We start from the raw sequence: 26,331 nt of genomic DNA, 5'->3' as shown, positions 1-26,331 counted from the left end.
CGCCGAGACGACGAACGGCGACGCTCCCCGGTGTGATCCCGGGGCTGGATCAGGCCGCGGGCCTCAGGCGCTGGAGCGGCTCTTGCGCTCACGCTTGGCCGCATACATGGCCTCGTCGGCATGCTTGAACAGCTGCTTTTCTTCCAGGCCATGTTCGGGGTACAGGCCGATGCCGATGCTCGGCAGGATATTCAGCCAATGGCCGTCCAGGCGCAGCGGTTCGTTCAGCGCATGGCGAATTTTTTCCGCCACCTGCTGGGCATCGTCGCTGTGCTGCACGCTTTCCAGCAGCACCACGAATTCATCGCCGCCCATGCGCGCCACGGTGTCGGTTTCCCGCACGCAGCCCTTGAGGCGGTTGGCTACCGCTTGCAGCAGCATGTCGCCCACGGCATGCCCGCAGGTGTCATTGACCTCCTTGAACTTGTCCAGGTCGACGTACAGCAGGGCCATGCGTCCCGAATCGCGCCGGGCCCGGGCCAGGGCCGAACGCAAGCGCTCGCGCAGCAGCTCGCGGTTGGGCAGATGGGTCAGTTGGTCGTACTCGGCCATGTAGTGCAGGCGCGCATGCAATTGCGCGCGTTCGATGGCCGCCGCCAGCTGGGCACTGACGTACTGCAGCAGTTCCAGCTCCGCCTCACCGTAGCCTTGCGCGCCGGGGGCGCTCTTGACCATGAGCACGCCGATGGTGCCCTTCTGCGAATTCAGCGGCACCCCCAGCCAGCACCGCGGGCCTTGAATGCCCGCGAACTCGTTCCACAGATCCCGGCTCAACGGGCAGGTGGGCGCCAGCAGCAGGGACTGGCCGTGGCGCAGCACCTGGGCGCAAAAACGCCCGATCAGGGTTCCGGGCCGTTCCGGGCTGCTTTCGCAATCGTCGACGTGGTAGGGAAAGCTCAGGCTGTCGCTGCGCTCGTCGTACAGCGCCAGGACGAAATTGAGCGCCGGCAGCCACTCGCCAATGATCCGGTGCACGCGCTTGAACAGCCCCAGCAGGTCTTCGGTGGCGTGGGCCGCCTCGGAGATGGCGTACAGCGCCGCCTGTTTCGACTCGGCCAGCTTGCGTTCGGTGATGTCCCGGGCCACGGCAATGCGCAACTGGTCCACCTCCGACCAGCGCGCCGACCAGAGGATATGCGCCACGCGCCCATCCTTGCGCAGGTAGCGATTCTCGAAGTTGGGCTTGGGCACACCGCCCATGATTTCCCGGGCGGCCTGCAGGGTGCGTTCACGATCATCCGGGTGCACCAGCTCGATCATCCGCCGCCCGATCAGCTCATCGGCGGTGTAGCCGAAGACCCGTTCACAGGCAGCGCTGATGAAGACGAAGCGACCCTCGATATCCACGGCGCACACGGCATCCAGGAGCAGGTCGATGAAACTGGCCAGAGGCGCGGAGTTGTTGGTTGCCATCAGAGAAAGCTACTACCCATGAAAAATACGCTGAGTACCCATCCCTTGAGCCTGTTCGGCCAGTGTCGAGCACCGGCCTTACACCCTCGCAACCCGCGAGCGGCGTTATGCCTTGTTGCCGATCAGCCCCGGCACCGCATGCAGCAGGGCATTGATCGCGAAACCGATGAACATCACCCCGCAGACCCGGGTGATCGCCAGCTCGTGACGCTGATACCAACTGCGTACCTGCCGCGCACCGACCACGCCGATGAGAATAGCGTAAGCGCCGAGGCCACCCAGGAAGCTCAGGGCAATCAGGCCGGGCAGCATCGACCAGCTGAGCAGTTCGGCGCGGCTGGACAGCAAGGCGGTGAACGTCGCCACCGCCACCGGATAAGCCTTGGGGTTGGTCAGGCCGAAGAGCACGCCGTGCCAGAACGGATGGCGCGCGGCGCCCTGGGGGTCGTCGCCGTTGCCGCGACGGGCGCGGATCGCGCGCACTCCCAGCCAGAGCAGGTACAGGCCACTGAGCAGGCCGAGGACATTGAACGCATCGCTGCCGATTTCCCGGGCGCCGACAATGGCGATCAGCGCCGTGCTGCACCAGAGCACATCCCCCAGCATGTGCCCGCCAAGAAACCCGGCGCCGGCCTTGCGGCCTCGGGACGCACCGATACCGAACACCGCCAGGACCCCGGGTCCGGGGGTGATGGCATAAATGAAACCCGAGGCGATAACGGCCAGCAACAGCGATGAGGTCATCGACAAGACTCCAGAGCGGATGCACCTCACGGGAACGCCAGGCACAGAACGAATCTGGCGGATTCTGCACGATCAAGGCACCTTGCCACCAGCAGCTTTCGTCAGCTGCTCACGGGCAGTTGCGCCTCAGTCGCTGGGGTAAAAGCGCATTCCCGCATAAGGATGTTCGCGACAGGTGCGTAATCGCGAGGCCAAGTCACCGACATGTGCCTCCAGTCGATGGCCATCGGGATCGAGAAAATAAAACGACGCGCCCTCGCTGCGGTTGTCGCGCCGCGCCTGCGCCGCCATGACGCCCCCCAACCCGACACAAAGGGCCAGGCCCAGGGCGCATGACTCAAGCCACTTCATCAAAACTCCCTCAGATACCGCTGTAGCCATTGGGCAGCACGTAACGCTGGCCGTCGTAATGCAGAGTGACGAGCACCGGCTTGGCGGTCACGGACTTGGACTGGCACTGGTCGCCGACTTGCTCACTGCGGGTACTGACGCTGACCGAACGCACGATCAGGTCGGCATAACCGTGGCTGCGGGTCTTGGCGATCTCCAGGGTACGGGTGGTTTTCGTCCCCTCCCCGGCACACTGGCCATCCCATTCGCCGTTGTAGGAGTGAGCCAGGAACTTCTCCAGCACCGGGCGCAGGGTGCTGCCCTCGCGCACATACAGGCTGAGCCAGACCTGGCTGAAGGGGTTGACCCGGGACGAGCCCTCGAACCCGGCCCGGACCCCGAACGCCCGCACCTCTGGCGTCAATTGAAAGCGCCCGGTGTCGAGCTTGACGCTCTCCAGGCGAACCGCGTCGGAAACAAAGGCCGCAGGCTGCGCATAGCGAGCCAGGACCTGTCCGCTGTTGCGCTCCAGCACGGCCAGTTGCAGGTTGTAGGTGCCGTCGCCGTTGCCGGTGTCGCTGGGGTCGGGAACCATTTCCGAGAGCAGGCTGATGCTCTGGTCGGCAAACGCCGGCCAGTCCTTGCACAGGGAAAAGCCCGGGACCTCGGCATTGCGCGGTGGCGGCAGACATTGCGCCGCCACCGAGGTGGCGCCGGCCAGCAACGCCAGGCTGCCCAGCAGCGGGATCAGGGAAGAACGACGGAACATTCACGACTCCTTGTGACAGGCGGATACAGCGCGATTTCAGGTCGCACTATCCTCTGCCACGCGGGCGCTTTCAACGCTAGAAGCGGGCGTTTCGGAGTGGCCTTACCTGGTAACAATCACAGGTCTGACGAATGACCGGCCCCAGGCCAAGGTATGACGAGGTAGTATGTTGTATTACACACCACTACAACGAGACCGCCATGTCCATCATGTCCCTGCGCCTGCCCGATGAGCTCGCTGAAACCCTGGCCCTGCTGGCAAAGGCCACTGGGCGCAGCAAATCGTTTCTCGCCGTGGATGCCCTGCGTGAATACCTGGCGCGGGAAGCCTGGCAGATCGAGGAAATCCAGCAAGCACTGAAGGAGGCCGATGCGGGTGACTTCGCCAGTGCCGAAGAAGTCGCGGCCGTCACTGGCCAGTGGACCGACAATGCGCATTGAATGGCTGCGTAGCGCCCTGCACAACCTGGACGCCGAGGCGCGTCATATCGCCCAGGACGATCCCCGGGCCGCGGGGGAGTTTGTCAAGGCGTTGTTGGCCAGTATCGAGCAACTGGCCCGCTTCCCCTCAAGCGGCCGCGAAGGCCGCCTGCCCGGCACCCGGGAGTGGGTGGTACCGGGGTGGCCCTACTTGATTCCCTATCGGGTGCGGGGAGACCGGCTACAGATACTGCGAATTTTCCATACCCGCCGCCAGCCCCCGGCGCGTTGGTGAACGCTTCACCTGTAGGAGCTGGCTTGCCAGCGAAACGGACCTACTCGTTCCTCAAAACGCGCTACGGAAAATCTCCTCGATCTGCCGTTGATCCGCCGGACGCGGGTTGGTCAGGCCGCAGGCGTCTTTCAGGGCGTTGGCCGCCAGCAGCGGAATGTCCTGCAACTTGGCCCCCAGCTCACGCAGACCGGCAGGAATCTCCACATCCCGGGCCAGGGCGCGAATCGCCGTGATCGCCGCCTGGGCGCCCTCTTCCGGGCTGAAGCCACGGATGTCCGCGCCCAGGGCATGGGCCACATCGGTCAGGCGCTGGGCACACACCGAGGCATTGAAGCTCTGCACATGGGGCAGCAGCACGGCGTTGCACACACCGTGCGGCAAGTCGTAGAAACCGCCCAGCTGGTGGGCCATGGCGTGCACGAAACCCAGGGACGCATTGTTGAAGGCCATGCCGGCGAGGAACTGCGCATAGGCCATGTTCTCCCGCGCCTGCAGATCGCTGCCGTCGTGCACTGCCTGGCGCAGGTTGGCGCTGATCATGCTGATGGCCTTGAGCGCGCAGGCGTCGGTGATCGGGTTGGCGGCGGTGGACACGTAGGCCTCCACGGCATGGGTCAGGGCGTCCATGCCAGTGGCGGCGGTCAGGCCCTTGGGCATGGCCACCATCAGCGCCGGGTCGTTGACCGACAGCAACGGCGTGACGTTACGGTCGACAATGGCCATTTTCACGTGGCGCGACTCGTCGGTGATGATGCAGAAGCGAGTCATTTCGCTGGCGGTGCCGGCGGTGGTGTTGATGGCGATCAGCGGCAACTGCGGCTTGCTTGAGCGGTCGACCCCTTCGTAGTCGCCAATCTGTCCGCCGTTGGTGGCACACAGGGCAATGCCCTTGGCGCAGTCATGGGGCGAACCGCCGCCCAGGGAGATGACGAAATCGCACTGCGACTGCTGCAACTGCGCCAGTCCCTGCTCGACGTTGGCGATGCTCGGATTGGGCTTGGCGCCATCGAAGATCACCGAATCGATGTCCTGCATGGCCAGCTTCTCGGCGATCATCCCGGCCACCCCGGCCTTGGCCAGGCCGGCGTCGGTGACGATCAGCGCCTTGCGAAAGCCATAGTTGCGAATGGCCTCCATGGCTTCGTCCAGGCAGTTGATACCCATGATGTTGACGGCGGGAATGAAGAAGGTGCTGCTCATGAGGAAGTCTCCGGGCGAAGGCCCAATGCGGGTGTCGATGCGGTGTATGCCCGACAGGATCGACTCATCGGTCACGGGCGATCTTGATCTGGCTCAAGGGTCGGTCGTGATAAAGTCGGCGCCCTGATCACCTTCTGCCTTGAGACCAATGACCGCGATGACGGATTTCCAGGAATTTGACGCCGAACTTGAAGACTGGAACGCCCTGGGCACGAGCATGGCGTTCAGCGGCCTGCTGATCGGCAATGGCGCCAGCCGCGCCGTGTGGGAAGACTTTGCCTACGACTCGCTGTTCGAAAACGCCCGCACCGTGGAAGAAAAACCCCTGAGCCCATCCGAACTCAGCGTGTTCGAAGCCCTGCAGACCCGCAGCTTCGAACAGGTGCTCAGCGCCCTGAAAACCACCAGCCGGGTGAACAAGGCCCTGGCGGTCAGCTCGGCGGCGCCGCGCAATCGCTACTACGCGATCAAGGAAGCGCTGATCAATACCGTGCACACGGTGCACATTCCCTGGCGCCTGGTCCAGGAGCAGAGCCTGGCGGCCATCAACCAGGAACTGCGGCGCTACCCCACGGTGTTCACCAGCAATTACGACCTGCTCAATTACTGGGCCGTGCAGCATGACAGCCAAGGCATCGACGACCTGTTCCACGGCGCCGATCCGGCCTTCGAACTGGGCACCACACCCCGTGCCGCGACCCGCATCCTCTACCTGCACGGTGGCCTGCACCTGGTGCGCAACCTCGATGGCAGCGCACGCAAACTGACGGCCACCGAAGGCACCCTGTTGGGCAGCTTCGCCATCAACAACACCCTCAAGACCCTGGATGACGTGCCGCTGTTCGTCAGCGAAGGGCCGCTGGCGGACAAGCTCAAGACCATTCGCAGCTCGGACTACCTGTCGTTCTGCTACCAGCAGTTGCAGGATCACAGCGGCGCCCTGTGCCTCTTCGGCCACAACCTCGGGCCCCAGGACCAGCATCTGGTGCAGGCGCTCCGCCAGTCGGCCGTCACGACCCTGGCGATCTCCATCTACCCGCGCAGCGCGGCGTTCATCCAGCACCAGAAGCGCCACTACGCCAAGCTGTTCGAAGGCCTGGACCTGAGCCTGCGCTTCTTCGATGCCAAGACCCACGCCCTGGGCAACCCGGCGCTGTCGGTGCCTGTGGAGCGCTGACCGCGCCGGGCGCGGGCGTCCTTGGGATCGCCGCGGGCCTGCGGCCCGTTCGCAGCCTGCGGCAGCGGCTACAGGGCTTATTCTTCGCTGCTGTGTACCACCACCAGCAACTGCGCCTGCTCGTCCCCCAAGGAACGGATGCGATGGGGTTTCTGCGCGTTGAAGTGCAGCGCGTCGCCACGGTTGAGAATCACCCGCTCGTTCATGAAATCCACTTCCACCTGGCCTTCATGGACGAACAGGAACTCCTCCCCCAGGTGTTCCTTGAAGGTCTTGTCACTGAACTCCTTGGCCGGGTAGATGATGAACGGCAGCAGGTTGCGCTCGCTGACCTGGTGGGCCAGCACCGCATAGCCCGGGGCCTGGTCGTTGGCCGCCAGCGACTGGCGCTGGTCACTGCGCACCAGGCTGTAGCTGTCGAGGCTGAGGCTGTCCTCGGCGAACAGCTCCTCGACCTTGACGTTCAGCGCCTTGGCCAGTTTCAACGCCGCCGCGATCGACGGGGTGTTCAACCCGCGCTCGACCTTCGACAGGTAACTCTTGGTCATCCCGGATTTTTCGGCCAGCGCCTCCAGGGTCACGCCAAGTTTTTTTCTCAATAATTTCAAACGGATAGACATCTGGAACGGTTAATCCATCTAGAAAACAACGATTGGCGCTTGCCAATGACACAAAGTGTCATATAGCCTTTTAAGTGTCATCGCGACTCACCCAACGACCTCGCAAGCAGCAGGTGAAACGCAGATCCGACGTCCATTGCACTTCTCAAAGGACCTTCGACATGGCCAAGACATTAGCACTGCCCAAAGACCAGCTGGTCAAGCAAGCCCTGACCCAGATGCAAAACACCCTGGCGGATAATACGTGGACCGACCGGCAAAAGCTGGCCCTGACCTGCCGCATTCTGTTCGAGAACGGCCATGACTCGGGCCTGGCCGGGCAGATCACCGCCCGCGGTCCGCAACCGGGCACCTACTACACCCAGCAACTGGGCCTGGGCTTCGATGAAATCAGCGCCGGCAACCTGCTGCTGGTCAACGAAGACCTGGAGGTCCTCGAAGGCCACGGCATGCCCAACCCGGCCAACCGCTTCCACAGCTGGGTGTACCGCGCCCGGCCGGACGTGAACTGCATCATCCACACCCACCCGACCCACGTTGCCGCGCTGTCGATGCTGGAAGTGCCGCTTGAGGTGTCGCACATGGACCTCTGCCCGCTGTACGAGGACTGCGCCTTTCTCGAAGCCTGGCCGGGGGTGCCGGTGGGCAACGAAGAAGGCGAAATCATCGCCGCGGCCCTGGGCGACAAGCGCGCGATCCTGCTTTCCCACCACGGCCAGCTGTCCACCGGCGCGAGCATCGAGGAAGCCTGCGTGATCGCTCAATTGATCGAGCGCGCGGCCAGGCTGCAACTGCTGGCCATGGCTGCCGGCACCATCAAGCCGATCCTTCCAGAGCTGGGCCGCGAAGCCCACGACTGGATCTCCAGGCCCAAGCGCCACAGCGCCGCCTTCAACTATTACGCTCGGCAAAACCTGAAAAAACACGCCGACTGCCTGAACTGATCCACCCCTTATGCCTTGCAGGAGTTGCACCATGCCTACCCCCAAGATCCACGGCATCATCGGCTACACCGTCACCCCCTTCGGCGCCAACGGCGAAGGCCTGGACCTGGGCGCCCTCGGGCGCTCCATCGACCGCATGATCGACGCCGGCGTCCACGCCATCGCGCCCCTGGGCAGCACCGGCGAAGGCGCCTACCTCAGCGACGCGGAATGGGATCAGGTCGCCGAGTTCAGCATCCGCCACGTGGCCAAGCGCGTGCCGACCATCGTCAGCGTCTCCGACCTGACCACCGCCAAGGCCATCCGCCGCGCGCGCTTTGCCGAAGCCCAGGGCGCCGACGTGGTGATGGTGCTGCCCACCTCCTACTGGAAACTCAGCGAAGCCGAGATCCTCGCCCACTACCAGGCCATCGGCGCCAGCATCGGCGTGCCGATCATGCTCTACAACAACCCGGCCACCAGCGGCACCGACATGTCGGTGGAACTGATCCTGAAGATCTTCCACGCCGTGGAGAACGTCACCCTGGTCAAGGAAAGCACCGGCGATATCCAGCGCATGCACAAGCTGCACCTGCTGGGTGAAGGCCAGGTGCCGTTCTACAACGGCTGCAACCCCCTGGCCCTGGAAGCCTTCGCCGCCGGCGCCAGCGGCTGGTGCACGGCCGCGGCGAACCTGATCCCGCAACTCAACCTCGAGCTGTATCAGGCCGTGCTCGAGCAAGACCTGCAACGGGCCCGGGCGCTGTTCTACCGCCAGTTGCCGCTGCTGGACTTCATCCTCAAGGGCGGCTTGCCGGCCACGGTCAAGGCCGGGCTGGAACTGACCGGGCTGAACGCCGGCGAGCCGCGCCGGCCGGTGTTTGCCCTGAACGAGGGCGGTCGCCAACAGTTGCACACGCTGCTGCAGACCCTGGGTTGAAGCCCTGACAAAAAAGCCCGGGCGGCTGACACCGTCCGGGCTTTGGCATGGGCCGCGTTCACGCGTGGCTCAGTGGCGGTTCAGCGCCACCGGGGCCTGGGCCTTGAACTGCGGGTCTTGCAGCATCTGCACAATGAACTCGTCGGTGATGCGCTGCACATGCTGGTATTGACCGCCATCGGGATTGGCCCAACCGCGCCAGGAACGGGTGTGGTTGCTGACCCGGTACTTGGCCAGAGGCTGGTCGCCACGGCTGACGTGGAACATCACCTGGCTGTCCCAGGTGGCCCGGCCCGGCACGATAAACAAGGTCATCGCACTGAGCAGCCCCATGGGAATGTTCTGCCAGCCAAAGTAATCACTGTTGGCCATCACGATCACGTTGTAGCCATCGGCACTGAACCCCGACTGCACCTGCTCGAAGGTGCCGCGACGACGCAGGTTGTCACGGATCAGGCCGGCAGGGATGGCTCCCATCACACTGACGCTGATCGCCGGCAACCGCTGCTGATAATCCACCTCGGCCGGCTTGAGACTATGGCTGGTCTGGCAACCGCCAAGTCCCAGCATCAGCACCAGCAACAACCACAACCGACTGCTCATTACAGATCCCCCGACAGCATGGCCTTGAGCATCGACGCCTTGGGCCCCTGCTCCTTGACGATCAACGACGTGACGTCTTCCATCTTCTCTAGATCGACCCGCTGCAGGCTCGGCACCTGCGGGTACTTGGCGCGCACCAGGGCGGCGTCGCGCTCCAGGTGGTCACTGTGCAGAAACACGCACTTGGCCCCCGTCGCCGACAGGCAGCCGGCGCGGAAATCACCGACGTAATAGGCCTTTCCGGCTTCCAGTTCCAAGGGAATGGAGAAGTCTTCGCGACTCCAGGCGGTGGCGTTACCGCGGTCGAAGTGCAGGTTGTAGATCTCGTAGCGCCCGGGTTTGAGCGGCATCACGAACAAGCTGCCGATGCCGTGCCAGGTCTCGCGCACATCCCGTGGCGTGCGGCCGTAGATCTGGTTGTACAAGCGTGCCGAGGCGAATCCCTCACCGCCTCGTGGGCGAATCAGCAGCATCTGTTCGTTGGCGGTGTGCACCGCCTTCGGCCAAATACCCACCACGCCCACCACATAGGCCACCCCCGACTGCGAATCCGGGCGCATGTTCTCGGCGATTTTCGTGGAAGGCAGACTGTAGCAACCGCTCAGCGCCAGCAGCGCGGCGAGTAAAACGAAAGGGCGAATCATGAGGTCGCAGATCCCTTGGACAATGATCGATAACGTCACCCAAGGTGCCAGGCATGCCGAGCGCCCGGTGACGGGCGCGGAGGATAAAGCAAGTAATGTCACTTCGCCATATTTCAGTCGCCAATCGGCTGGCGCGCCAGGGACTCGCACCTGGGCTCGCCAGCATTGCGCACGTCCCGCTATCGCCGGGCAGATAGCGGCGCCGCCTGGCCCCTGACCGGGCCGAGCGGCTCAGGCTTTGTCGAACCGGTTTTACACGCCCGTCAGGTCCTTGATGTTATGGCTCGGACCGTTGGCCTTGACGCTGGCGATGCCCTTGTCCCGGGCCGCCTCCGATGAATAGGTTTCACTGCTGCCGATGATCTGGTGATTGGCCGCCTTGAGGTTGAAATAGGGCTTGCCGTCCTTGGCGCTCTTGCGCTCGTAACGCTCCTCCAGCGGGCTGTTGGCCTGCACCGAGGCAATGCCGTTCTCGGCGGCTCCGCGCGTGGTGTACAGCTCGCTGGTGAGAATGATCTCGGCGTTGGCCGCCTTGAGCACGAAACGAAACTGGCCGCTGCTGCTTTTCTTCAACTCATACCATCCGGACATGCTGTTGCTCCTTGGGGTTTTCGATGGGCGTTGCGCCTGGGGAGTAAAGCCTCTTTCGGCGATTCAGCCATTGCCCCGGTGGCTGAAAAATCGGTTTTCCACCCGTGCCAGCCCCAGGTGTTCACGCAGGCTGCGCCCCGTGTAGCGCTGGCGAAACAGGCCCCGGCGTTGCAGCTCGGGGGTGATCCATTGCACAAAATCCTCGATGGCCCCCGGCAGGTGGGTGAACAGCACATTGAAGCCATCGGCGGCGTATTCCTCGTACCAGCTGGCCATCTCGTCGACGATCTGCCCCGGCGTGCCCACCAGCACCTTGTGCCCGCTGGCGGACAGGCTGCGCAGCAACTGCGCCAGCGTTGGCCGCTCGCGGCGAACCAGCTCCACCACCAGTTGCCGACGGCTCTTATGCCGTTCGGTAGGCGCCGCATCCGCCAACGGCGGCACCCGGGCGTCCAGCGGCAGGTGCGACAGGTCAATGCCCAGGTCCAACAGGTAGGACAGCGCCTTGAGCTGGGCCTGGGGGTCCTGCAACTCCTGCAACTGCTGATACTTTTCCTCGGCTTCGTTGAGGGTGCGGCCCACCGTGGGGGCGATGCCGGGGAAGATTTTCAACTGACCGGCATGCCGCCCGTAAGCGGGAAGCCGTTCCTTGAGTTCGCGATAGAACGCCTTGGCCTGCTCCAGCTCGACCTGGGCGGTGAACACCAGCTCGGCGCAACGCGCCGCCAGTTCAGTGCCGGGGCCCGAGGAACCGGCCTGGGCGATCACCGGCCAGCCCTGCACCGGCCGGGGTGCGTTCAATGGCCCCTGCACCTCAAAGTGCGGCCCGCGATGCTGCAACAAGTGCATCCGCTCCGGGCGCAGCCACTGGCCGCTGGCCTGGTCCCGGGGGAAGGCGTCATCGGCCCAGCTGTCCCACAGGCCGCTGACCACGTCGAAGAATTCCTCGGCGCGGGCATAACGCTGGGCGTGGCTCATGGGCTCGGGTTGATTGAAGTTCTCGCCGCCGATCAGCCCCGTCACCAGGTTCCAGCCGGCCCGGCCCTCGCTCAAGTGATCCAGCGAGGCGAACTTGCGCGCCAGGTTATAGGGCTCGTTGTAGGTGGTGCTGGCGGTGGCGATCAGGCCGATGTGCCGGGTCACCACCGCCAGGGCCGGCAGCAGGGTCAGCGGGTCCCAGCGCAAACTGTGGGAACTGCGGGCCAGCACCCGCGGATCGAGATCCCCGACCGCCACGTTGTCGTTGAGAAACAGCGCGTCGAAGCAGCCCCGCTCCAGGGTTTGCGCGTAGTGCCGGTAGCGCTGGAAATTCAACGAGGCATCGGCATCCGCCCGGGGATGGCGCCAACTGCCGCCGTGGGCGCCGGAGCCGGAGAGAAAGGCCCCCAGCCCCATCTGCCCGCCGCGCTCAGCCACGGCTGGCGCCCTCCTCGGCCGCCGCCACCGGCAGCGGCGCGGCGCGCAGCAACAGGCTCACCGCCGTCCACACCAGCAGCGTCGCCAGCGCCAAGAACAGCATCACCCCGCGATAACCGTTGAGAAAGGCGCCCTGGGCATCGTCCAGCGGCGTCGCGGAAAAGTGGTGGAACAGCCCCACCCCCAGCGCTAACCCGACGCCACCGCCAACGTTGTGCAGGGTCATCAGCGAGCCCATGGCCACCGAGCCCACTTCCTGAGGCACCGAGGAAATCCCCAGCACCGTCGACGGCCCGAGAATACTGGCCCAGCCCAGGCCCATGATGACGAAGGCCCCCAGCAGATAAGGCAGTGAAGTCTGGCGATCGAAACCGGCCTGCAACAGCGCCGAGAGCACGAACAGCAGCAACCCGGTCTTGATCAAGAGCGCCGGGCCCTTGCGGTCCACCAACCGCCCCACCAGCGGCGACAGCAGCGCCACGCCCAAGGTGGTGGGCAACAACAGCAAGCCGCTGGCCTGCACCGACTCGCCACGGATCTGCGCCAGGTACAGCGGCATGACGAAGAACGCCACGCAGTAGAACAGCGCCAGGCCGAAACTGGCCGCGACCCCGGCGACAAAGCGCCGATTGGCGAACAGCTTGAGGTCGATGATCGGCGCCGCGACCCGTCGCTCCACCGCCAGGAACGCCACCAGGGCCAGCAGCGCCAGGACGATCAGGCTCAGGGTCAGGCTTGAACCCCAGCCCCAGGCCCCGCCCTGGACGATCACCAGCACCAGGCTCGGCAAGCCGATCAGCAACAGCAAGGCACCCCAGCCATCCAGCCGCGCACCGGCCTCGGCCGAGCGCGATTCCTGCACGCTGAAACTGCAGATGCCCAGGCTCAGCAGCACGAAAGGCACGTTGATCAGGAAGATCCACTGCCAGCCAAAACCACTGGTGATCAGCCCCCCCAGTACCGGTCCGATCGCCAGCCCCACGCCGTTGACCCCGAACAGCACGCCGAAGGCCTTGCCCTGTTCGGCGCTGTCAAAGGTGCTGGAGACAATCGCCCCGGAGGCGGTGTAGAGCACCGCGCAGGCCAGCCCCTGGATCACCCGCGCGCCGATCAGGGTGTCGATCTGCGTCGCCAGTCCGGCCGCCAGGGACGCCAGGCCGAACACGCTCAAGCCGATGAACAGCACCCGCTTGCGTCCATGCAGGTCGGCCAGGCGCCCCACCAGCACCATGAAACTCGACAGCGTCAGGATGAAGCCGTTGATCACCCACTGCAGGCTGTCCACCGAGGCCCCGAGATCGGCCTGCAGCGCCGGTAGCGCGGTGTTGACGATGGTGAAATCCACACAGCCGAGAAAACTGGCGATGCTCACACCGAGCAATGCCCACCACTTGCGTTGCTGTTGCGCAAAAACGCTCATGGAAACTCCTTGTCAGTCAAAAAAACCGCTCTGTAGGCGCCCGCTTGCCAGCGAACAGGCCCTTGAGTCCTGCATCGCCGGCAAGGGCGCTTTCGCTGGCAAGCCAGCTCCTACATTGATTGCGGTGGGTCAGATGGCGATGGCGCCGCTGGTCCAGTTGGGGTGGATGGCGCCGGGCAAGGTGAACGGAATCGGAATCCCGCGCTTCTTGAACTTCAGCGGCAGCCAGCGCACCCGGTCCGGGCTGTGGGGTTCGATCAGCAGCTCGCGGCTGGTGGCCATGGCGGTGGTCATCTGCTGCGGATAGAGCACGTAGTGGTAACCCTCGTCGGCCCACAGCGGCAGGATGATCGGGATCTCTTCCAGGATGTATTCCCGGCACTGGGCCGCCGCCCGCTCGATGTCCGCCTGTTCATCCCGCAGGCGCAGGCGCTCGGTGAACACGCTGATGGTGCTGTCGATGGCCTGGCGCAATTCCTCGCGCTGCTGATAGATCTGGTCCAGTTGCTGGCGCAGTTCGGCATAGCGGTCGCTGGCCAGCTCCTGGTTCCAGCGGGTGATGTGGTAAGGCACCCGCAGGCCGTCGAGGATGCTCTGGTTGCGCGCCAGCCAGGCATCGCCGTCGCGGATCGCCGCCGACAGCGCCTCGCCCGGTGACTTGCCGTGCTTGTTGTGGCGTTGCAGGGTGTCGGCCACCACCACCTTGACGTGGCTGAAGCCGGACTGGTTGATCAGGTGGATGGTGGACCGCAGCTTCTGGTCCTCGTGGTATTCCTGGCCGACGCTGACCGCCAGGACCACGCGCTTGCCGTCGAATTCGTGCTCCTCGCCGCCCTTGTTGAAATAGGCCTTGAGGTTGATTTCCTGCACCTTGCTCATGAGTTCAGCTCCAGTAGGCCAAAGGCTGGTGTTCGCCGTAGTAACCGATAAAGACCCCGAGGGTGACCCGGGTGCTGCTGGCCGAAGGGCGGACCGCGTGGATCAGCCGCGGGTTGAGCAGGATCAGGTCGCCGGGCTCGGGCTTGACCACGAAGTCCGGCGGCGGCAGCAGGTGGCGCTCGATGCCGTAGGCCCGTTCACCCTTGAGGCGGTTGTACTCCTGCTCGTCGGGCTCGATGCCCCAGATCTCCAGTTCACCGCCGTCCTCGGGAATCTCCAGGTAGATGTTGGTCGACAGCTGGGTCAGCAACTGCGGGCTGTGGCCCTCGGGGGCATTGCGTTCGAGCTTGTCGGTGTGGGGCGTGAGATCGACCCCCGAGCCCTGGAAGCGGGCGATGCCGACGAAGCACTTCTGCCCGTCCACCTGCAGCAGGTGCGCGCCCTGGGGCCAGACCTCGTCGAGCAACAGGCGCAGCTCGTCGATGGGCGAGGCCAGGGGCCGGAACAGGTTGCGGATCTTGCGGATGTTGGGCAGGGCCAGGGCGTGGTATTCGGCCCGGCTCTGCTCGTCCTGGATCTCGATATAGGCCTTGCCGACCCGGACGAACTCCTGCTGCTGGCTGAAGGCACTGCGCAGCTCCTGCCGGTACAGATGATCCCGCGCCACCTGCAAGGTGTCCGGCGGGCAGAAGCCTTTGAGCTGGACACCATAAGAACGTTTTTCCACGACATCGAGAATATGCCGCGCTTCAAGTTTGTCGGCGGTAGTGACTGTGAACATGCAAGCTCCCTTAATTCCCTGGAAGTAGCGACGAAGTTGCGGTTTTGCAGAAGGTAATAATTTGTTTCAAAGCCACCTTAGGCAGTTGCGAAAGCCTTGTGAAATATCCTTTATCTCTAATCTCCAAACTTAAAAACGTATCGAAAAACAGGCAAATAGCGGCCATTACCGGCACTTTCGCAAGTACCGACAGAGGATTATTAAATTCGCTGATAGTTAACTTAAAAGAAGCACATCATTGCTCTTTATTTATTCAACACCTCCCGAGCTTAATTAATAAAAGTGCCATCACTTCATTCAACTTCATTGAATGAAGCATCCATGTAAGCCGCCGCATCGAACGACTGGTGGATGATGCCTTCTTCACGGTACAGATCGGCGGTGTGCTGCACGTCCTCGACCACGGCCGGGCCCACGGCGATGCGCCGGGGCAGCGAGTAGCGATTGGAGCGTTCATGCACCGCCAACGGCAGGCCGCTGTAACCGGCCTGGATCTTTGAAAACTCGCGCTGGTGCTGGTTGGCCCAGGCATAGGCACGGTCCAGGCGCCGGAGGAAATCGGCGATCTGTGCCGACTTGTCGCGGATCGCCTGGTCATTGGCCACCAGCAGCATGTGCCCGGCGAACAGCCCCTCGCCACTGACCAGCACCCGGGTGCCACCTTCCATCTGCACCATGCTGGTGTAGGGGTCCCAGGTCGACCAGGCATCGGCCTGGCCGTTGCTCAGCACACTGCGGGACTCGGCCGGCTGGAGAAAGATGAACTGCGCATCCACGCCGTGCAGGCCCACCGAACGCAAGGCGGCCAGGGCCAGGAAATGACCGATGGAGCCGCGCGTGGTGGTGATGCGCCGGCCCTTGAGGTCGGCGGCATCCCGTAGCGGCGAGTCATCCTTGACCAGCATGGCCACCGCCGTGGGCGTGACCTTGAGCTTGATCACCCCCACGGTCTTGATCGGCGCTCCGGCGGCGGCGGCGAACACGAACGGCGCATCCCCCAGGCTGCCGATATCCACCGCCCCGGCGGCCAGGGCCTCGGCGGTGGGCGCGGCGGCGGCAAAGGACGCGAACTCGATGGGGTACGGCACCTGCTCCAATTCGCCAGCGGCTTCGAGCAGGATCTTCAGCGACTGCTTCTGGCTGGACACCCGCAGCGCCGGCTGCGCCAGGGCATGGCTGCCGAACAGAAGCAGCGCCAGGATCGCCAGCCGCCGTCTGCTGCGCAGCCGATCGCAGCCTGCGGCAGCGGCTACAGGGTGCTCGCTCGCCTGCTTGATCATCGTTCAGAACGCCAGGCTGACGCGGCTGTAGTAGTAGCCGCCGCCCAGTCCATAAGGCGAGAACATCCCGTATTCATAGGTCCCCGCCCAGGCCTTGAGGCCGATCTTGTCCGGGTACACGTCGAACAGGTTGTTGGCGCCCACGGCCACGGTGAGGTTCTGGGTCACGTCGTAGGCCACGTCCAGGTCGGTGATCCACTTGGCGCTGTAGGTACGGTCGTTGGCCGGGATGTTCGAGCCTTCGGTGTACTCGCCAAAGCGGGTCAGCTGCAGGTTGGTGGTCCAGTCGCCGACCTTGTAGTTAGTGGAGAGGATCCACTTGTCCTTGGGCGTGGATTTAGTCAGGTCGATCTGCTGCTGACGGTCGAACAGCACATAACCGGCCCCCAGGCGCGACAGGGCCGCCGGGGTGTCCGCCAGGTCGCGGATGCTGGTCTTGTTGTGGTTGTAGGCGACGCTCCATTTGGCCGTGCCGTACTCGCCGAACGACTGGCTGTAATCGGCCACCAGGTCGACGCCCTTGGTCCGGGTATCGGCGGCGTTGGTGTAGTACTGCCCGGCGAGGTTCGGCGACAGGCCGTTCTCCACCAGGATCTGCGACACCGCCGGGCCCTTGAGGATGCCGGTCTGGAGGATGCGCTTGTCGATGTCGATCAGGTAGAAGTCGGCGGTCAGACGCAGGCGCTCGGTGGGTTCGGCGGTGAAGCCCAGGCTGTAGTTGCGCGAGGTTTCCGGCTCCAGGTCCTTGGCCCCCAGGGCAATGGCTTCCGGCGAGTTGGGGCGCATCTGTTTGGTGCGCACCGAGCTGGTGGTGCCGCCCGCGCCGAACTGGGTCACGGTGCTGGTGGTGGAGAACACGCTCTGGGCCAGGGACGGCGCGCGGAAGCCGTTGCTCACCGCCGCCCGTACCGCGTAGCCGGGTATGAACTCATAACGGGTGGTGAGCTTGCCGCTGGTGGTATCGCCCACCCCGAGGTTGTACTTCTCATAGCGCGCCGCCGCGCCGACGTACCAGTTGGGGGTGATGTTCAGGCCCAGGTCCACATAGGCCGCCTCGCTGTGACGCTTGAGGCTGTAGGCGTCTTCCGGGGTGGTGCCGTTGACCGAGAACAGCCCCGGGTCCGGCACCACGCCAGCGAAGGGGCCGGTGGCCGGCACATAACTGCCCTGGTTGTAGGAGTTGGGTTCGCCCTCCTCCAGCGCGTATTTCTCCCAGCGGTATTCGACCCCGAAGGAAGTCTCCAGCGGGCTGCTCCAGCCGATGTCCAGGGCCCGGGAGAAGTCCAGGTTGTTGGTCCACTGGTCGAACACCAGATTGCCCAGGTGGAAGTCGTGCTGAGTGTAGGGGCCGTTGGAAATGTTCAGGTTGTTGGCGGTGTCCAGCACCCCGCGGTCCTTGCCATAGGTGCTCGACAGGTCCCAATCCCAGCCGCCCGCCAGGCCCTTGGCGCCACCGGCGACCTGGAAGTCGGTCTCGCGGATCTCGCGTCGCGCCTGGCCGCCGTTGGGGTACGGCGCATTGGGCACCCCCGCCAGGCTGGTGATGTCGGTGGGCTTGCGGTGGCCCAGGTTCTTGTTGCTGTTGCGGTAGCTCAGGGTCGAAAACGAATACAGCTTGAGGTCGTCGGCCAGGGGCAGCTCGGCGTTGTAGGCCAGGCTGGTGGTGCGGTCGCGGCCCAGGCCGTATTCGGTGCCCCAGCCCTGGCGATTGCTTTCTCGCGGGTCCGGCGAGCCGTCGGCCTGTTTGAAGTACAGCTGGCCGCTGGCGGCGCTGGAGCGCTCGTAGGGTTCCTGGAGCTTGGCGTCCCAGGACAGGTTGAAGAAGCCGCCGTCCTCCCCCAGCTTGTTGCCCCAGTTGAAGGCCTCGTGGCCGGTGGTGCCGTCACCGTCGTAGTACTGGCCCAGGGTGGTGTCCGAGGTCAGGCCCTCGGCGTTGCGCTTGAGGATGATGTTGATCACCCCGGCGATGGCGTCGGAGCCGTACTGCGCGGCGGCGCCGTCGCGCAGCACTTCGATGCGCTCGATGGCGGCGGTGGGAATCAGGTCCAGGTCCACCGGCACCGAGGCGTTGCCGACCCGCGCACCGTTGTTGATCAGCGCCGAGTTGTGCCGGCGCTTGCCGTTGATCAACACCAGCACCTGATCGCCGCCCAGGCCGCGCATGCTCACCCCGCGCACCAGGAACGCCGTGCCGCCGCCGTTGATGGTGGGGACGTTGAACGATGGCAGCAGGCGCCCGAGCATTTCTTTCAGGCCGTTCTGACCGATGCTGCGCAGCTGTTCGCTGTCGATCACATCGATCGGCGCCGGGCTATTGGTGACGGTGCGCTGCTGGCTGCCGCGCACGCCGGTGACCACCACGGTGCCGAGGGTTTCATCGGCGGCCAGCAACTCCACCGGGGTTGCCAGGCTCAGCAGGCCAAGGCTCAGGGGCGCGGCGCCGAGGACGATTTTATGCAAGGACATACTCATGACTTCAGATCCTTTGACTGGCGCCTCAGCGCGCTCGGGCGGCGACGGTTTCGACTTCGATCAGGGCACCGGGCAGTACCAGCCCCGCCACTTGCACCGTGGTCCGGGCGGGCTTGAGCGGCTGTTTCTCGGTGCCGAAGAACTCGCGAAAGGCCACTTGCAGGCCGTCGAAATCCAGCTTGCCGCCCAGGGCCGGATCGCCCACCAGGTAGATGCGCAGTTGCACCACATCCCCCAGGGTCAAACCCTGGCTGGCGAGGATGGTTTGCACCTTGCGCAGCACCTCACGGGCCTGGCTCTCGGTGTTGCCCGCGGCGTGGATCTGCTCCTTGGACGCCTTGGGGTCCAGCGGGTCCGGCAGCAGGCCGGAGAGGTAGGTCACCTCACTGTTGGCGGGCAAGGTCACCGATTGCAGGATCGGCGAATGGGGATAGCTGGACGGCACGCGCTGGATGCCGGCGGCCCAACTGCTGCTGGCGGCGCACAACAGCCCCAGCCCTACGACGGTGTTTTTCAAAGACATGCAAAGACGCTCCAAGGTTGTGTTTGCCAGCCTCGGAGGTCCGCTACCCGGCAATGGGTGACTGCTGTTTTATGAGTGCTCGGCTTTTTCAGGCCGTTTGCTGTAGCGACGAGCCTTGCGCCCGTTGAAAAAGGTGCCGCACCACCCGCCGCGCGGCGCCGGCGGCGGCTTCCTGCCAGATGCCCACGCCGCTGTGGGCCAAGCCGTCGCTGGTCAGGTAGACCCGGCCCTGGGGCTGGTTGAGCAGGCTGTAGTCCGGCTCGGCCACTTCATGGCTGATCCAGGGGCCGAAGTTGTAGGGGATCTTGCCCCAGGCAATCACCAGCGGCTTGCGCAGTTCATGGCTGTGGCCGGGGTGCAGCAGCTCCACCGCCTGACGGGAAATCTCGATCTGCTGGGCCAGGCTTTTCTCCCCGAAGCGGCGCGCGGTTTCACCGTTGTTGTAGGCCGCCACCAGCACCCCCTCGGCCTGGTTGAACCCGCCGCTGGGGTACCACAGCCCGGAGGCTTCCTGGTTGATGAACGACAGCCCGCCATAGATCTGGTACTGGCTTTCCCAGAAGCGCCGCGACTGCCAGGCCACCTTGTTGGCGTAGCCGAACTGCACCGCGCCGATGGCCTGGCGCACCGGGGCGCTGAAGTTGTTCTCGACCTTGGCCAGCAGCGGCAGGGGCAAGGAACTGATCACGTAGTCGGCCTTGAGGCTCTGGGTGCGGCCGCTGCGCCGGTCCAGGTAGACCACTTCGACGCTGTCGCTGTGATTGGTGATCGAACGCACCTCGCTGTGCAGCCGCAACTGCCCCTGCAGACGCCGGGCAAACGCCTGGGGGATGCGGTCCATGCCGCCCACCGGCTGGAACATGGTGGGCGAGAACTCCGGGTATTCATCGATCATCAGCGCCGTGGTCAGCGCCGGGTTGAGCAGGGTCTGCAACGGCAGCGGGTCGTTCTTCTGCGCCAGCTGGTCGCCGGCACCGGGCCAGACCTTGTAGCCGGAGCGCGCCGAGCCCAGGTATTCCAGCTTGTCCGAGAGATCGCCCCAGGTTTTCAGGAAGCTCAGCAAGTTGCTGCGATCGGCGGCCGTCAGCTCCTGATCCAGGGCATGCCGGTTGACGGCCTTGGCCAGCAATTCGGAAAAGTGCCCGCGGCTGTCGTTGACCGCCTGGCGGATCTGCAACGCCGGCTGGTTCAGGTCCGGGCGCACCAGGGCATTGCGGCTGGTGTTGACCAGCACTTCCAGCTCCACCCCCAGTTCGCGGCAGTAGCCGAGCATCAACTGGTGGTGGCTGGGCAGACGGCCGGCCCCGGCATTGAGGTAGAAGCCGTCGTCGAACTCCGCGACCTGCACACTGCCGTCGCTGTACTCCACCCGATCGCCGCCGCGCACCGTCCAGTTGCGCCCGCCGACCCGGTCCCGGGCTTCCAGCAGCGTGACCTTGAACCCGGCCTTGTTCAGCTCATAGGCACTGACCAGGCCACCGATCCCGGCGCCGATCACCACCACCGAAGCGCCCTTGCCCACGGCGGCTGCGGGCAGCGACGCATAGTTTTCCTCGAAGGCCTCGGCCTTGCCCGAACCGCCGAACAGGCCCATGACCGCGCTCGCCGCCTGGACCCCGCCGACAGCGGCGATACGGGCGATCAATTGTCTTCTGGTCAGTGGCATGCCAGCGCTCCCTGCTGCGGATGGATAGTGCGTTCGGTTATAGCCCGCGGACTTATGCAGTCACTTGGGTCTATGGGAAGCCATCCTAGGGGCGCTCATTTAATAAGAGAAATACATTTTAAGCATATGCAAATATTACTTTGTTTCATATTCAGCCGCGTAGATATTGCACAAGACGCATGAACGACAGTGACTAGCCAGTCGCAGGACCATCCACCTTGGTCGGAGAACCTGTACAGGAAAAAGCCGTCTGTAACATATTTATTGAACGGTAACACTGCAAATGATACCGTTCAAAAATCATGTTAAAAGGACACCCGCCATGAACTCCGAACTCCAGCACGCGGCCCCCCAACTGCCTGCGCTTGCTTCCTACATCGAGACCGTGCTCGGCGATACCCCAAGCTTCAGTCCCTGGGATCAGGCCCCCAGTCTTCCCTACTACCTCACCAGCCACTATTACCTTCTGCACATGACCCTGCTCGGACAAACCTGCGTGGTCTTGCTGGAAAACCCGCAGCAATCGGCCAGCTTGCCGGAGGTGAAAAAGCACATGGATACGCTGCGCAAACTGACCCAGGCCCCCCTGATCTTCGTGGCCGAGGCTCTGGCCTCCTATGAGCGCAAGCGCCTGATTGACAAAGGCGTGCAGTTCATCGTCCCCGGCAACCAGCTGTTCATCCCTGAACTGGGGCTTGATCTGAGGGAGTACTTCCGCGCCCGGCAGGAAAAAATCACGCTCATGAGTCCGGCCACCCAGGCCATGCTGATCCACCTGTTGATGAACCCCTCGCCGCCCTCGTTGCAGTTGTCCCAATCGACGCTGGGCTACCCGTTCAAGTACTCCAAGATGACCGTTTCCCGCGCCGTCAAAGAGCTGAAAGACCTGGGTTTGATCGTGGTCCACAACGACCGGCAAGCCCATATCGAGATCCAGATTTCGTCGCATCAACTCTGGGAAGACGCCAGGAAGCACATGCGCTCCCCCTTGAAAAAGACCCTGTGGCTGAACCAGATCCCGCACTTGAATCACACGCCACTGCTGCTGGCAGGCGAGTCGGCGCTGAATAAGCACAGCCTGCTGATGGAACCCCGGCTGCCGGTTTACGCCTGCTCCAGTGAAACCCTGGCCACGCTCCTGAAGGACTCCCCGGCGCTGAGCGAAGTTGCCCCCGAGGACGCTGTCTGCGCGTTGCAGATCTGGTCCTACGAACCCACCGTCTATGCTCGGACAAAGGATGGCTGTGTCGATCCTTTCTCGCTGCTCCTGAGCTTGCAGGACAGCAAGGATGAACGGATCCAGATCGGCTTGAGCCAAGTGGAAGGAGGCTTGAAATGGTAAGGGGGCTGGATCGCTTCCGTGAGTACTTCACCGACTACACAGACCGCTACGTGATGATCGGAGGCGTGGCCGCCTACCTGAGCATGGAAGAAGCCGGCCAGGCGTTCAGAGCCACCCGAGACCTGGACATCGTCCTGATCATCGAAGCGCTGGACCCTTCGTTTGTCGCTCGGTTCTGGGAGTTCATACGAGCCGGCGGTTATCAGATCAAGCAACGCAATGACCAAAGGCCGATTTTCTATCGTTTCATGGCGCCGGCCGATACCCGCTTCCCTGTACAGATCGAACTGTTCTCGCGCAGCCCGCAAGGCATCGATCTGGCAGAGGACGCGACCTTGAGCCCTATTCCTGTCGACGAAGCCGTCTCAAGCCTGTCGGCCATCTTGCTCAACGACCAGTACTACGAATTTTTACTCGCCGGCATGCAGCAGATCGACGCTATCACCCACATCGGGGCGGATCGGCTGATTCCCCTCAAGGCCCATGCCTGGCTGAACCTGACCGAGCGTCTGGGCAAAGGGGAGCGGATCGACAGCAAGAACATTCGCAAACACCGTAACGATATCTTGAGCCTCTCGGTCCTGCTTGCTCCCCACTCAACCCAGCTGCCCGGCCCGATAGCTGAAGATCTGCAGCAGTTCCTGCTGCAACTGGCCGAACAAGACGTGGATCCTGCCGCCATAGGGCTGACAGAAAGCCTGCAACAGACGATTTGGCGAATCAGACAAGCCTTTCATCTGGCCTGAAACAGTCAGCCTCCTAACCAGCGCTAGCGGCCTGCGCCGCAGCCAGCACCCGCAGCAGATTCCCACCCCAGATCTTCGCCAGATCCGCTTCGCTGTAACCCGCCGCCAGCAGGCGTTCGGTGATTTGCGGTAGCTGCGTCACATCCTCCAGCCCCTGCACCCCGCCGCCGCCATCCCAGTCGGCACCGATACCCACATGGTCCGGCCCCACCACGTCAAGGATGTGCAGCAGGTGGCGCATGTAGTCGTCCAGGCTGGCCCTGGGCTGCGGGTAACGCGCCTCGACCTGACGAATCCGCTCGGCCAGGTCCGCCACCTGCCCGGGGCTCAGGCTCGCCGCCAGGCGGAACTCGCGGTACAGCGGCCCCAGCGCCTTGTCGCGCTCGGGGTTGGGCGCGTGGTCGATCAGGTCGCTGGGGAAGCTGTTGACCTGCACCACTCCGCCCCTGGCCGCCAACTGGCGCAGGCGCTGGTCATCCAGGTTGCGCGGATGGGCGGTGATCGCCCGGCTACTGGAATGCGAGGCAATGAGCGGCGCCCTGGACAAGGCCAGGACCTGGTCGAATACCTGATCCGAGGCATGGGACACATCCAGCAGGATGCCCAGGCGATTGGCCTCGGTCACCAGTTCGCGCCCCGCCGGGCTCAGGCCGTGCCACTGCGGCAAGGCGGTGGCCGAGTCGGCGAAATCGTTGTTGGCCGAGTGCACCAGGCCGAGCATGCGCAGGCCCTGGCGGTAATAGGTGTGCAAGCGGGCCGGGTCGGCGGCCAGGGGCTCGGCGTTTTCCATGCTGATGAACACCACCCGCTGACCACGGGCGACGATGGCCGGTACATCGCTGGCCTTGAGGGCCAGGGCGAAGTCATCTGGGTGGGCACTGATCAGGTCGCGGATCCGCGCCAGCACCGCCAGCCCATGCTCGCTGGCCAGGGTCCGGCCCTCGGCGTTGAGCGGCCCCTGGGGGGTGAAGATGGCCCAGAAGCCGCCGTCCAGGCCGCCCTCTTTCATCCGTGGCAGATCGACCTGGGACAGATCGTCCCGGTAGTCGTGGCGCTGGGTGATGTCCCAACCGGGGCGGGCCAGTTGCATCGGGGTATCGAGGTGGCTGTCGAGCACCGTCAGGCGCTGGTGCAACGATTGCGCCGGGCTGGCGGCCAGCGCCCAGGGGCTGACCAGCGCCAGGCAGAGCAAGGTTCGAGAAAACATCGGGCCTCCTGGCCAATCAAAGAAATCGCCCCACCTGACCGTAGGAGCTGGCTTGCCAGCGAAGGCGGCCCCGAGATCGATGCAAGGCTCAAGGACCTATTCGCCGGCAAGCCGGCTCCTACAAGGGGTCAGGACCAGTGGAAGCTGCGGTCCCACAGGCCGGAAACATCCAGTTGCTGGGGCAGGACGCCGGCTTCGAAGAACAGGTCGGCAACGTCCTGCTGGGATTTCACCGCCGCGTCGTCCACCGGTTGCAGCAATCGCGGGCCGCTTTGGGCGCGGTACTGGGCGAGGAACACTTCGCGCGGCATGCCGAGGATCTGCGCGCTCTTGGTCGCCCATTCCTCGGGGTGGCTGGCGATCCATTGCCAGGCGCGGTACTCGCGCAGGATGTAGTCGGTGATCGCCGCGTGCTTGAGCGGGTCGGCAATGCTGTTCTGGTTGGCGGCGATCACGTAGTTGCCGGACAGGTAGCCCTGGCCGGTCTTCAGCACCCGGGCCCCGGCCCGCAGTTCCGCCAGCTGGATGAAGTAGCCGAAGCTGACCCAGGCATCCAGGGCGCCGTTCTGGAAGGCGGCGAAACCGTCTTGCGGGGTCAGCGCCATGGGCACGATGTCGGCAAAGCCCAGGCCCTGCTCCTTCAGCGCCTTGAGCAGAAAGTAGTGCGAGCTGGTGGAGCGGATGTAGCCGATGCGCTTGCCCTTGAGCTCGGCCACCGACTGCACCGCTGAGCCCTTGGGCACGATGAAGGCCTGGTTGTTGACGTCGCCGGTGAGCACCGCGATCAGCTTCACCGGGGCCTGGTTCTTGATGCCGAAGATCGGTGGGATCTCGCTCATCGGCGAGATGTCCAGGGTGCCGCTGACCAGGGCCTCGAAGCTCAGGTTGCCGCCGGTGAACTCGGCGTACCTGACCTTGTAGGGCGGCGGCTCGATGCCCGCCTCGGCAAAGAAGCTCGGCGCCGCGCCCTTGTAGGTGGCGACATTCAGGGTGACCCCGGACAGATCCACCGAGGCCCCCAGGCCCAGGCGCGGCAAGGCGGCGGCCAGACCGGCCAGGGCCGAGAGTTGGAGAAAGTGACGACGCTGCATGGGCAAGGATCCTTAATCGAGAAAGTCCGCTTCTTCGCGCACGATCCGCTCGCGATAAGGCTGGAAACTGAACCAGCCACCGAACTCGCTGCCGACCTGGCGCGCGGTGTGGCGCGCCACCTCGTGGGGAATCAGTCGCGGGGTGCCGGCGGCTTCCGCCAGCAGTTGGGTCTGGGCGGCGTTGTCCATGGCGATGAAACGCCACACCGCCGCTTCGACGGTTTCGCCCACGGTGAGCAGGCCGTGGTTCTGCAGGATCAGCGCCTTGTGCCCCTGCAGCGCGGCGGCGATCCGCGCGCCTTCGCTGGCCTCCAGCACCACCCCGGAGAAGTTGTCGAACAGCCCGTGCCTTTCATAGAAAGCGCAGGCGTCCTGGGTCAGCGGATCCAGCAGACGGCCCAGGCTCGACCAGGCCTTGCCATGCAGCGAATGGGCATGGGCCGCGGCCACCACCTCGGGATGGGCTTCGTGCAACGCCGCGTGAATGGCGAACGCGGCGAGGTTCAGCGCGCCCTCGCCTTCGATCACCGCCCCTTGGGGATTGACCAGCAGCAGGTCCGACACCCGCACATGGCCGAAGTACACCCCCACCGGGTTGACCCAGAAATGGTCCGGGCGCCCGGGGTCGCGCACGGTGATATGCCCGGCGCCGCCCATGTCGAAGCCCAGCCGGGCGAACACCCGGAAAGCCGCGGCCAGGCTTTGCTTGCGCTGCCGACGCTCCAGCTCGACCGTCGCCTGCTGCGGCGGGTGCTCCCAGCGAAACACCGTATGGCCATCGCGGGGCAAGTCATACACCGCGGGACGAAAATGTGCGGTCATGTCCGCTCTCCTTGAAGT

The 26,331-nt window shown here is 64.3% G+C and carries 26 protein-coding genes and 1 pseudogene; 7 read left to right on the top strand and 20 right to left on the bottom strand.

Going from position 1 to position 26,331, the window contains the following annotated elements:
- Positions 1-63: 63 nt before the first annotated feature.
- From GWQ44_RS01850 to GWQ44_RS01835, 4 genes and pseudogenes are all read right to left on the bottom strand, one after another.
- On the bottom strand, positions 64-1,413 hold the full coding sequence (locus GWQ44_RS01850) for a diguanylate cyclase (protein WP_103742253.1): 1,350 nt from the start codon (positions 1,411-1,413) through the stop codon (positions 64-66).
- 105 nt (positions 1,414-1,518) lie between these two features.
- On the bottom strand, positions 1,519-2,157 hold the full coding sequence (locus GWQ44_RS01845) for a LysE family translocator (RefSeq protein WP_275926526.1): 639 nt from the start codon (positions 2,155-2,157) through the stop codon (positions 1,519-1,521).
- 126 nt (positions 2,158-2,283) lie between these two features.
- A pseudogene (locus tag GWQ44_RS01840) lies at positions 2,284-2,430 on the bottom strand (glutathione transferase); the annotation flags it as partial.
- 88 nt (positions 2,431-2,518) lie between these two features.
- Positions 2,519-3,256 (bottom strand): hypothetical protein, encoded by a 738-nt coding sequence (locus GWQ44_RS01835; RefSeq protein WP_275926525.1) that lies wholly within the window; start codon positions 3,254-3,256, stop codon positions 2,519-2,521.
- A gap of 200 nt (positions 3,257-3,456) precedes the next feature.
- Between GWQ44_RS01835 and GWQ44_RS01830 the strand changes: the two genes are divergently transcribed.
- Positions 3,457-3,696, top strand: a complete 240-nt coding sequence (locus GWQ44_RS01830) for a ribbon-helix-helix protein, CopG family (RefSeq protein ID WP_016965657.1) — start codon at positions 3,457-3,459, stop codon at positions 3,694-3,696.
- The gene (locus GWQ44_RS01825; protein WP_275926524.1) at positions 3,686-3,970 is read left to right on the top strand and encodes a type II toxin-antitoxin system RelE/ParE family toxin; all 285 of its coding nucleotides are present in this window, start codon (positions 3,686-3,688) and stop codon (positions 3,968-3,970) included. The genes GWQ44_RS01830 and GWQ44_RS01825 overlap by 11 nt, the downstream gene beginning before the upstream one ends.
- 51 nt (positions 3,971-4,021) lie before the next feature.
- Here the strand turns inward: GWQ44_RS01825 and yiaY are convergent, their stop codons facing one another.
- Positions 4,022-5,170 (bottom strand): L-threonine dehydrogenase, encoded by a 1,149-nt coding sequence (yiaY, locus tag GWQ44_RS01820; RefSeq protein WP_047302347.1) that lies wholly within the window; start codon positions 5,168-5,170, stop codon positions 4,022-4,024.
- Between the two features lie 157 nt (positions 5,171-5,327).
- On the opposite strand from yiaY, the gene GWQ44_RS01815 reads away from it, so the two are divergent.
- On the top strand, positions 5,328-6,347 hold the full coding sequence (locus GWQ44_RS01815) for a DUF4917 family protein (RefSeq protein WP_275926789.1): 1,020 nt from the start codon (positions 5,328-5,330) through the stop codon (positions 6,345-6,347).
- A gap of 77 nt (positions 6,348-6,424) precedes the next feature.
- On the opposite strand, the gene GWQ44_RS01810 is transcribed toward GWQ44_RS01815, so the two are convergent.
- On the bottom strand, positions 6,425-6,967 hold the full coding sequence (locus tag GWQ44_RS01810; RefSeq protein WP_047302344.1) for an XRE family transcriptional regulator: 543 nt from the start codon (positions 6,965-6,967) through the stop codon (positions 6,425-6,427).
- 161 nt (positions 6,968-7,128) lie between these two features.
- On the opposite strand from GWQ44_RS01810, the gene GWQ44_RS01805 reads away from it, so the two are divergent.
- Positions 7,129-7,911 (top strand): aldolase, encoded by a 783-nt coding sequence (locus GWQ44_RS01805; RefSeq protein ID WP_103742257.1) that lies wholly within the window; start codon positions 7,129-7,131, stop codon positions 7,909-7,911.
- Positions 7,912-7,942: 31 nt separating this feature from the next.
- Entirely contained in the window at positions 7,943-8,830 is an 888-nt protein-coding gene (locus tag GWQ44_RS01800) for a dihydrodipicolinate synthase family protein (RefSeq protein ID WP_275926523.1), read from the top strand.
- A 69-nt stretch (positions 8,831-8,899) separates the two neighbouring features.
- Here the strand turns inward: GWQ44_RS01800 and GWQ44_RS01795 are convergent, their stop codons facing one another.
- From GWQ44_RS01795 to GWQ44_RS01745, 11 genes are all read right to left on the bottom strand, one after another.
- On the bottom strand, positions 8,900-9,433 hold the full coding sequence (locus GWQ44_RS01795) for a hypothetical protein (protein ID WP_275926522.1): 534 nt from the start codon (positions 9,431-9,433) through the stop codon (positions 8,900-8,902).
- The gene (locus tag GWQ44_RS01790) at positions 9,433-10,077 is read right to left on the bottom strand and encodes a hypothetical protein (RefSeq protein ID WP_275926521.1); all 645 of its coding nucleotides are present in this window, start codon (positions 10,075-10,077) and stop codon (positions 9,433-9,435) included. The genes GWQ44_RS01795 and GWQ44_RS01790 overlap by 1 nt, the downstream gene beginning before the upstream one ends.
- Positions 10,078-10,329: 252 nt before the next feature.
- Positions 10,330-10,668: a YegP family protein gene (locus tag GWQ44_RS01785; RefSeq protein WP_047302335.1), complete on the bottom strand. Its 339-nt coding sequence runs from the start codon at positions 10,666-10,668 to the stop codon at positions 10,330-10,332.
- A gap of 63 nt (positions 10,669-10,731) precedes the next feature.
- Positions 10,732-12,063 carry an LLM class flavin-dependent oxidoreductase gene (locus tag GWQ44_RS01780; RefSeq protein ID WP_275926788.1) on the bottom strand — a complete coding sequence of 444 codons (1,332 nt, stop codon included), beginning with the start codon at positions 12,061-12,063 and terminating at the stop codon, positions 10,732-10,734.
- A 13-nt stretch (positions 12,064-12,076) separates the two neighbouring features.
- Positions 12,077-13,504: an MFS transporter gene (locus tag GWQ44_RS01775; RefSeq protein WP_275926520.1), complete on the bottom strand. Its 1,428-nt coding sequence runs from the start codon at positions 13,502-13,504 to the stop codon at positions 12,077-12,079.
- Positions 13,505-13,633: 129 nt separating this feature from the next.
- Complete coding sequence (locus tag GWQ44_RS01770; RefSeq protein ID WP_016965353.1) at positions 13,634-14,383, bottom strand: tRNA-dependent cyclodipeptide synthase; 750 nt, start codon at positions 14,381-14,383, stop codon at positions 13,634-13,636.
- A 4-nt stretch (positions 14,384-14,387) separates the two neighbouring features.
- On the bottom strand, positions 14,388-15,164 hold the full coding sequence (locus GWQ44_RS01765) for a 2OG-Fe(II) oxygenase (RefSeq protein WP_047284289.1): 777 nt from the start codon (positions 15,162-15,164) through the stop codon (positions 14,388-14,390).
- A 293-nt stretch (positions 15,165-15,457) separates the two neighbouring features.
- A complete protein-coding gene (locus GWQ44_RS01760; RefSeq protein WP_275926519.1) occupies positions 15,458-16,444 on the bottom strand; it encodes an aliphatic sulfonate ABC transporter substrate-binding protein in 987 nt (328 codons plus the stop codon).
- 3 nt (positions 16,445-16,447) lie between these two features.
- Positions 16,448-18,916 (bottom strand): TonB-dependent receptor, encoded by a 2,469-nt coding sequence (locus GWQ44_RS01755; protein WP_275926518.1) that lies wholly within the window; start codon positions 18,914-18,916, stop codon positions 16,448-16,450.
- Positions 18,917-18,941: 25 nt separating this feature from the next.
- The gene (locus GWQ44_RS01750; protein WP_275926517.1) at positions 18,942-19,439 is read right to left on the bottom strand and encodes a RidA family protein; all 498 of its coding nucleotides are present in this window, start codon (positions 19,437-19,439) and stop codon (positions 18,942-18,944) included.
- An 88-nt stretch (positions 19,440-19,527) separates the two neighbouring features.
- Entirely contained in the window at positions 19,528-21,105 is a 1,578-nt protein-coding gene (locus GWQ44_RS01745) for an FAD-dependent oxidoreductase (RefSeq protein ID WP_275926516.1), read from the bottom strand.
- A gap of 322 nt (positions 21,106-21,427) precedes the next feature.
- Here GWQ44_RS01745 and GWQ44_RS01740 point away from each other — a divergent pair, with 322 nt between their 5' ends.
- Positions 21,428-22,447, top strand: a complete 1,020-nt coding sequence (locus GWQ44_RS01740) for a hypothetical protein (protein WP_275926515.1) — start codon at positions 21,428-21,430, stop codon at positions 22,445-22,447.
- Positions 22,441-23,193 (top strand): hypothetical protein, encoded by a 753-nt coding sequence (locus GWQ44_RS01735; protein ID WP_047302324.1) that lies wholly within the window; start codon positions 22,441-22,443, stop codon positions 23,191-23,193. The genes GWQ44_RS01740 and GWQ44_RS01735 overlap by 7 nt, the downstream gene beginning before the upstream one ends.
- A gap of 13 nt (positions 23,194-23,206) precedes the next feature.
- On the opposite strand, the gene GWQ44_RS01730 is transcribed toward GWQ44_RS01735, so the two are convergent.
- The 3 genes from GWQ44_RS01730 to GWQ44_RS01720 all read right to left on the bottom strand — a co-directional run bounded on the left by GWQ44_RS01730 (position 23,207) and on the right by GWQ44_RS01720 (position 26,313).
- Positions 23,207-24,400 (bottom strand): dipeptidase, encoded by a 1,194-nt coding sequence (locus GWQ44_RS01730; RefSeq protein WP_275926514.1) that lies wholly within the window; start codon positions 24,398-24,400, stop codon positions 23,207-23,209.
- A 128-nt stretch (positions 24,401-24,528) separates the two neighbouring features.
- Positions 24,529-25,491, bottom strand: coding sequence for an ABC transporter substrate-binding protein (locus GWQ44_RS01725; protein ID WP_016964579.1), 963 nt, complete (start codon positions 25,489-25,491; stop codon positions 24,529-24,531).
- 12 nt (positions 25,492-25,503) lie between these two features.
- Complete coding sequence (locus GWQ44_RS01720) at positions 25,504-26,313, bottom strand: class II aldolase/adducin family protein (RefSeq protein WP_016964580.1); 810 nt, start codon at positions 26,311-26,313, stop codon at positions 25,504-25,506.
- Positions 26,314-26,331 lie beyond the last annotated feature (18 nt).

Origin of the sequence: Pseudomonas sp. 3MA1, from assembly GCF_029237275.1 — a bacterium.
Taxonomy (GTDB): Bacteria; Pseudomonadota; Gammaproteobacteria; order Pseudomonadales; family Pseudomonadaceae; genus Aquipseudomonas; species Aquipseudomonas fluorescens_AP.
Note: the sequence above shows the minus strand (reverse complement) of the source record. Positions and strands in the feature narration are given on the sequence as shown.

What these genes read in the sequence shown, in the direction of transcription:
- GWQ44_RS01850 (WP_103742253.1), bottom strand. Translation starts at nt 1,413, where the DNA reads ATGGCAACCAACAACTCCGCGCCTCTGGCCAGTTTCATCGACCTGCTC.
- GWQ44_RS01845 (WP_275926526.1), bottom strand. Translation starts at nt 2,157, where the DNA reads ATGACCTCATCGCTGTTGCTGGCCGTTATCGCCTCGGGTTTCATTTAT.
- GWQ44_RS01835 (WP_275926525.1), bottom strand. Translation starts at nt 3,256, where the DNA reads ATGTTCCGTCGTTCTTCCCTGATCCCGCTGCTGGGCAGCCTGGCGTTG.
- GWQ44_RS01830 (WP_016965657.1), top strand. Translation starts at nt 3,457, where the DNA reads ATGTCCATCATGTCCCTGCGCCTGCCCGATGAGCTCGCTGAAACCCTG.
- GWQ44_RS01825 (WP_275926524.1), top strand. Translation starts at nt 3,686, where the DNA reads ATGCGCATTGAATGGCTGCGTAGCGCCCTGCACAACCTGGACGCCGAG.
- yiaY (WP_047302347.1), bottom strand. Translation starts at nt 5,170, where the DNA reads ATGAGCAGCACCTTCTTCATTCCCGCCGTCAACATCATGGGTATCAAC.
- GWQ44_RS01815 (WP_275926789.1), top strand. Translation starts at nt 5,328, where the DNA reads ATGACGGATTTCCAGGAATTTGACGCCGAACTTGAAGACTGGAACGCC.
- GWQ44_RS01810 (WP_047302344.1), bottom strand. Translation starts at nt 6,967, where the DNA reads ATGTCTATCCGTTTGAAATTATTGAGAAAAAAACTTGGCGTGACCCTG.
- GWQ44_RS01805 (WP_103742257.1), top strand. Translation starts at nt 7,129, where the DNA reads ATGGCCAAGACATTAGCACTGCCCAAAGACCAGCTGGTCAAGCAAGCC.
- GWQ44_RS01800 (WP_275926523.1), top strand. Translation starts at nt 7,943, where the DNA reads ATGCCTACCCCCAAGATCCACGGCATCATCGGCTACACCGTCACCCCC.
- GWQ44_RS01795 (WP_275926522.1), bottom strand. Translation starts at nt 9,433, where the DNA reads ATGAGCAGTCGGTTGTGGTTGTTGCTGGTGCTGATGCTGGGACTTGGC.
- GWQ44_RS01790 (WP_275926521.1), bottom strand. Translation starts at nt 10,077, where the DNA reads ATGATTCGCCCTTTCGTTTTACTCGCCGCGCTGCTGGCGCTGAGCGGT.
- GWQ44_RS01785 (WP_047302335.1), bottom strand. Translation starts at nt 10,668, where the DNA reads ATGTCCGGATGGTATGAGTTGAAGAAAAGCAGCAGCGGCCAGTTTCGT.
- GWQ44_RS01780 (WP_275926788.1), bottom strand. Translation starts at nt 12,063, where the DNA reads ATGGGGCTGGGGGCCTTTCTCTCCGGCTCCGGCGCCCACGGCGGCAGT.
- GWQ44_RS01775 (WP_275926520.1), bottom strand. Translation starts at nt 13,504, where the DNA reads ATGAGCGTTTTTGCGCAACAGCAACGCAAGTGGTGGGCATTGCTCGGT.
- GWQ44_RS01770 (WP_016965353.1), bottom strand. Translation starts at nt 14,383, where the DNA reads ATGAGCAAGGTGCAGGAAATCAACCTCAAGGCCTATTTCAACAAGGGC.
- GWQ44_RS01765 (WP_047284289.1), bottom strand. Translation starts at nt 15,164, where the DNA reads ATGTTCACAGTCACTACCGCCGACAAACTTGAAGCGCGGCATATTCTC.
- GWQ44_RS01760 (WP_275926519.1), bottom strand. Translation starts at nt 16,444, where the DNA reads ATGATCAAGCAGGCGAGCGAGCACCCTGTAGCCGCTGCCGCAGGCTGC.
- GWQ44_RS01755 (WP_275926518.1), bottom strand. Translation starts at nt 18,916, where the DNA reads ATGAGTATGTCCTTGCATAAAATCGTCCTCGGCGCCGCGCCCCTGAGC.
- GWQ44_RS01750 (WP_275926517.1), bottom strand. Translation starts at nt 19,439, where the DNA reads ATGTCTTTGAAAAACACCGTCGTAGGGCTGGGGCTGTTGTGCGCCGCC.
- GWQ44_RS01745 (WP_275926516.1), bottom strand. Translation starts at nt 21,105, where the DNA reads ATGCCACTGACCAGAAGACAATTGATCGCCCGTATCGCCGCTGTCGGC.
- GWQ44_RS01740 (WP_275926515.1), top strand. Translation starts at nt 21,428, where the DNA reads ATGAACTCCGAACTCCAGCACGCGGCCCCCCAACTGCCTGCGCTTGCT.
- GWQ44_RS01735 (WP_047302324.1), top strand. Translation starts at nt 22,441, where the DNA reads ATGGTAAGGGGGCTGGATCGCTTCCGTGAGTACTTCACCGACTACACA.
- GWQ44_RS01730 (WP_275926514.1), bottom strand. Translation starts at nt 24,400, where the DNA reads ATGTTTTCTCGAACCTTGCTCTGCCTGGCGCTGGTCAGCCCCTGGGCG.
- GWQ44_RS01725 (WP_016964579.1), bottom strand. Translation starts at nt 25,491, where the DNA reads ATGCAGCGTCGTCACTTTCTCCAACTCTCGGCCCTGGCCGGTCTGGCC.
- GWQ44_RS01720 (WP_016964580.1), bottom strand. Translation starts at nt 26,313, where the DNA reads ATGACCGCACATTTTCGTCCCGCGGTGTATGACTTGCCCCGCGATGGC.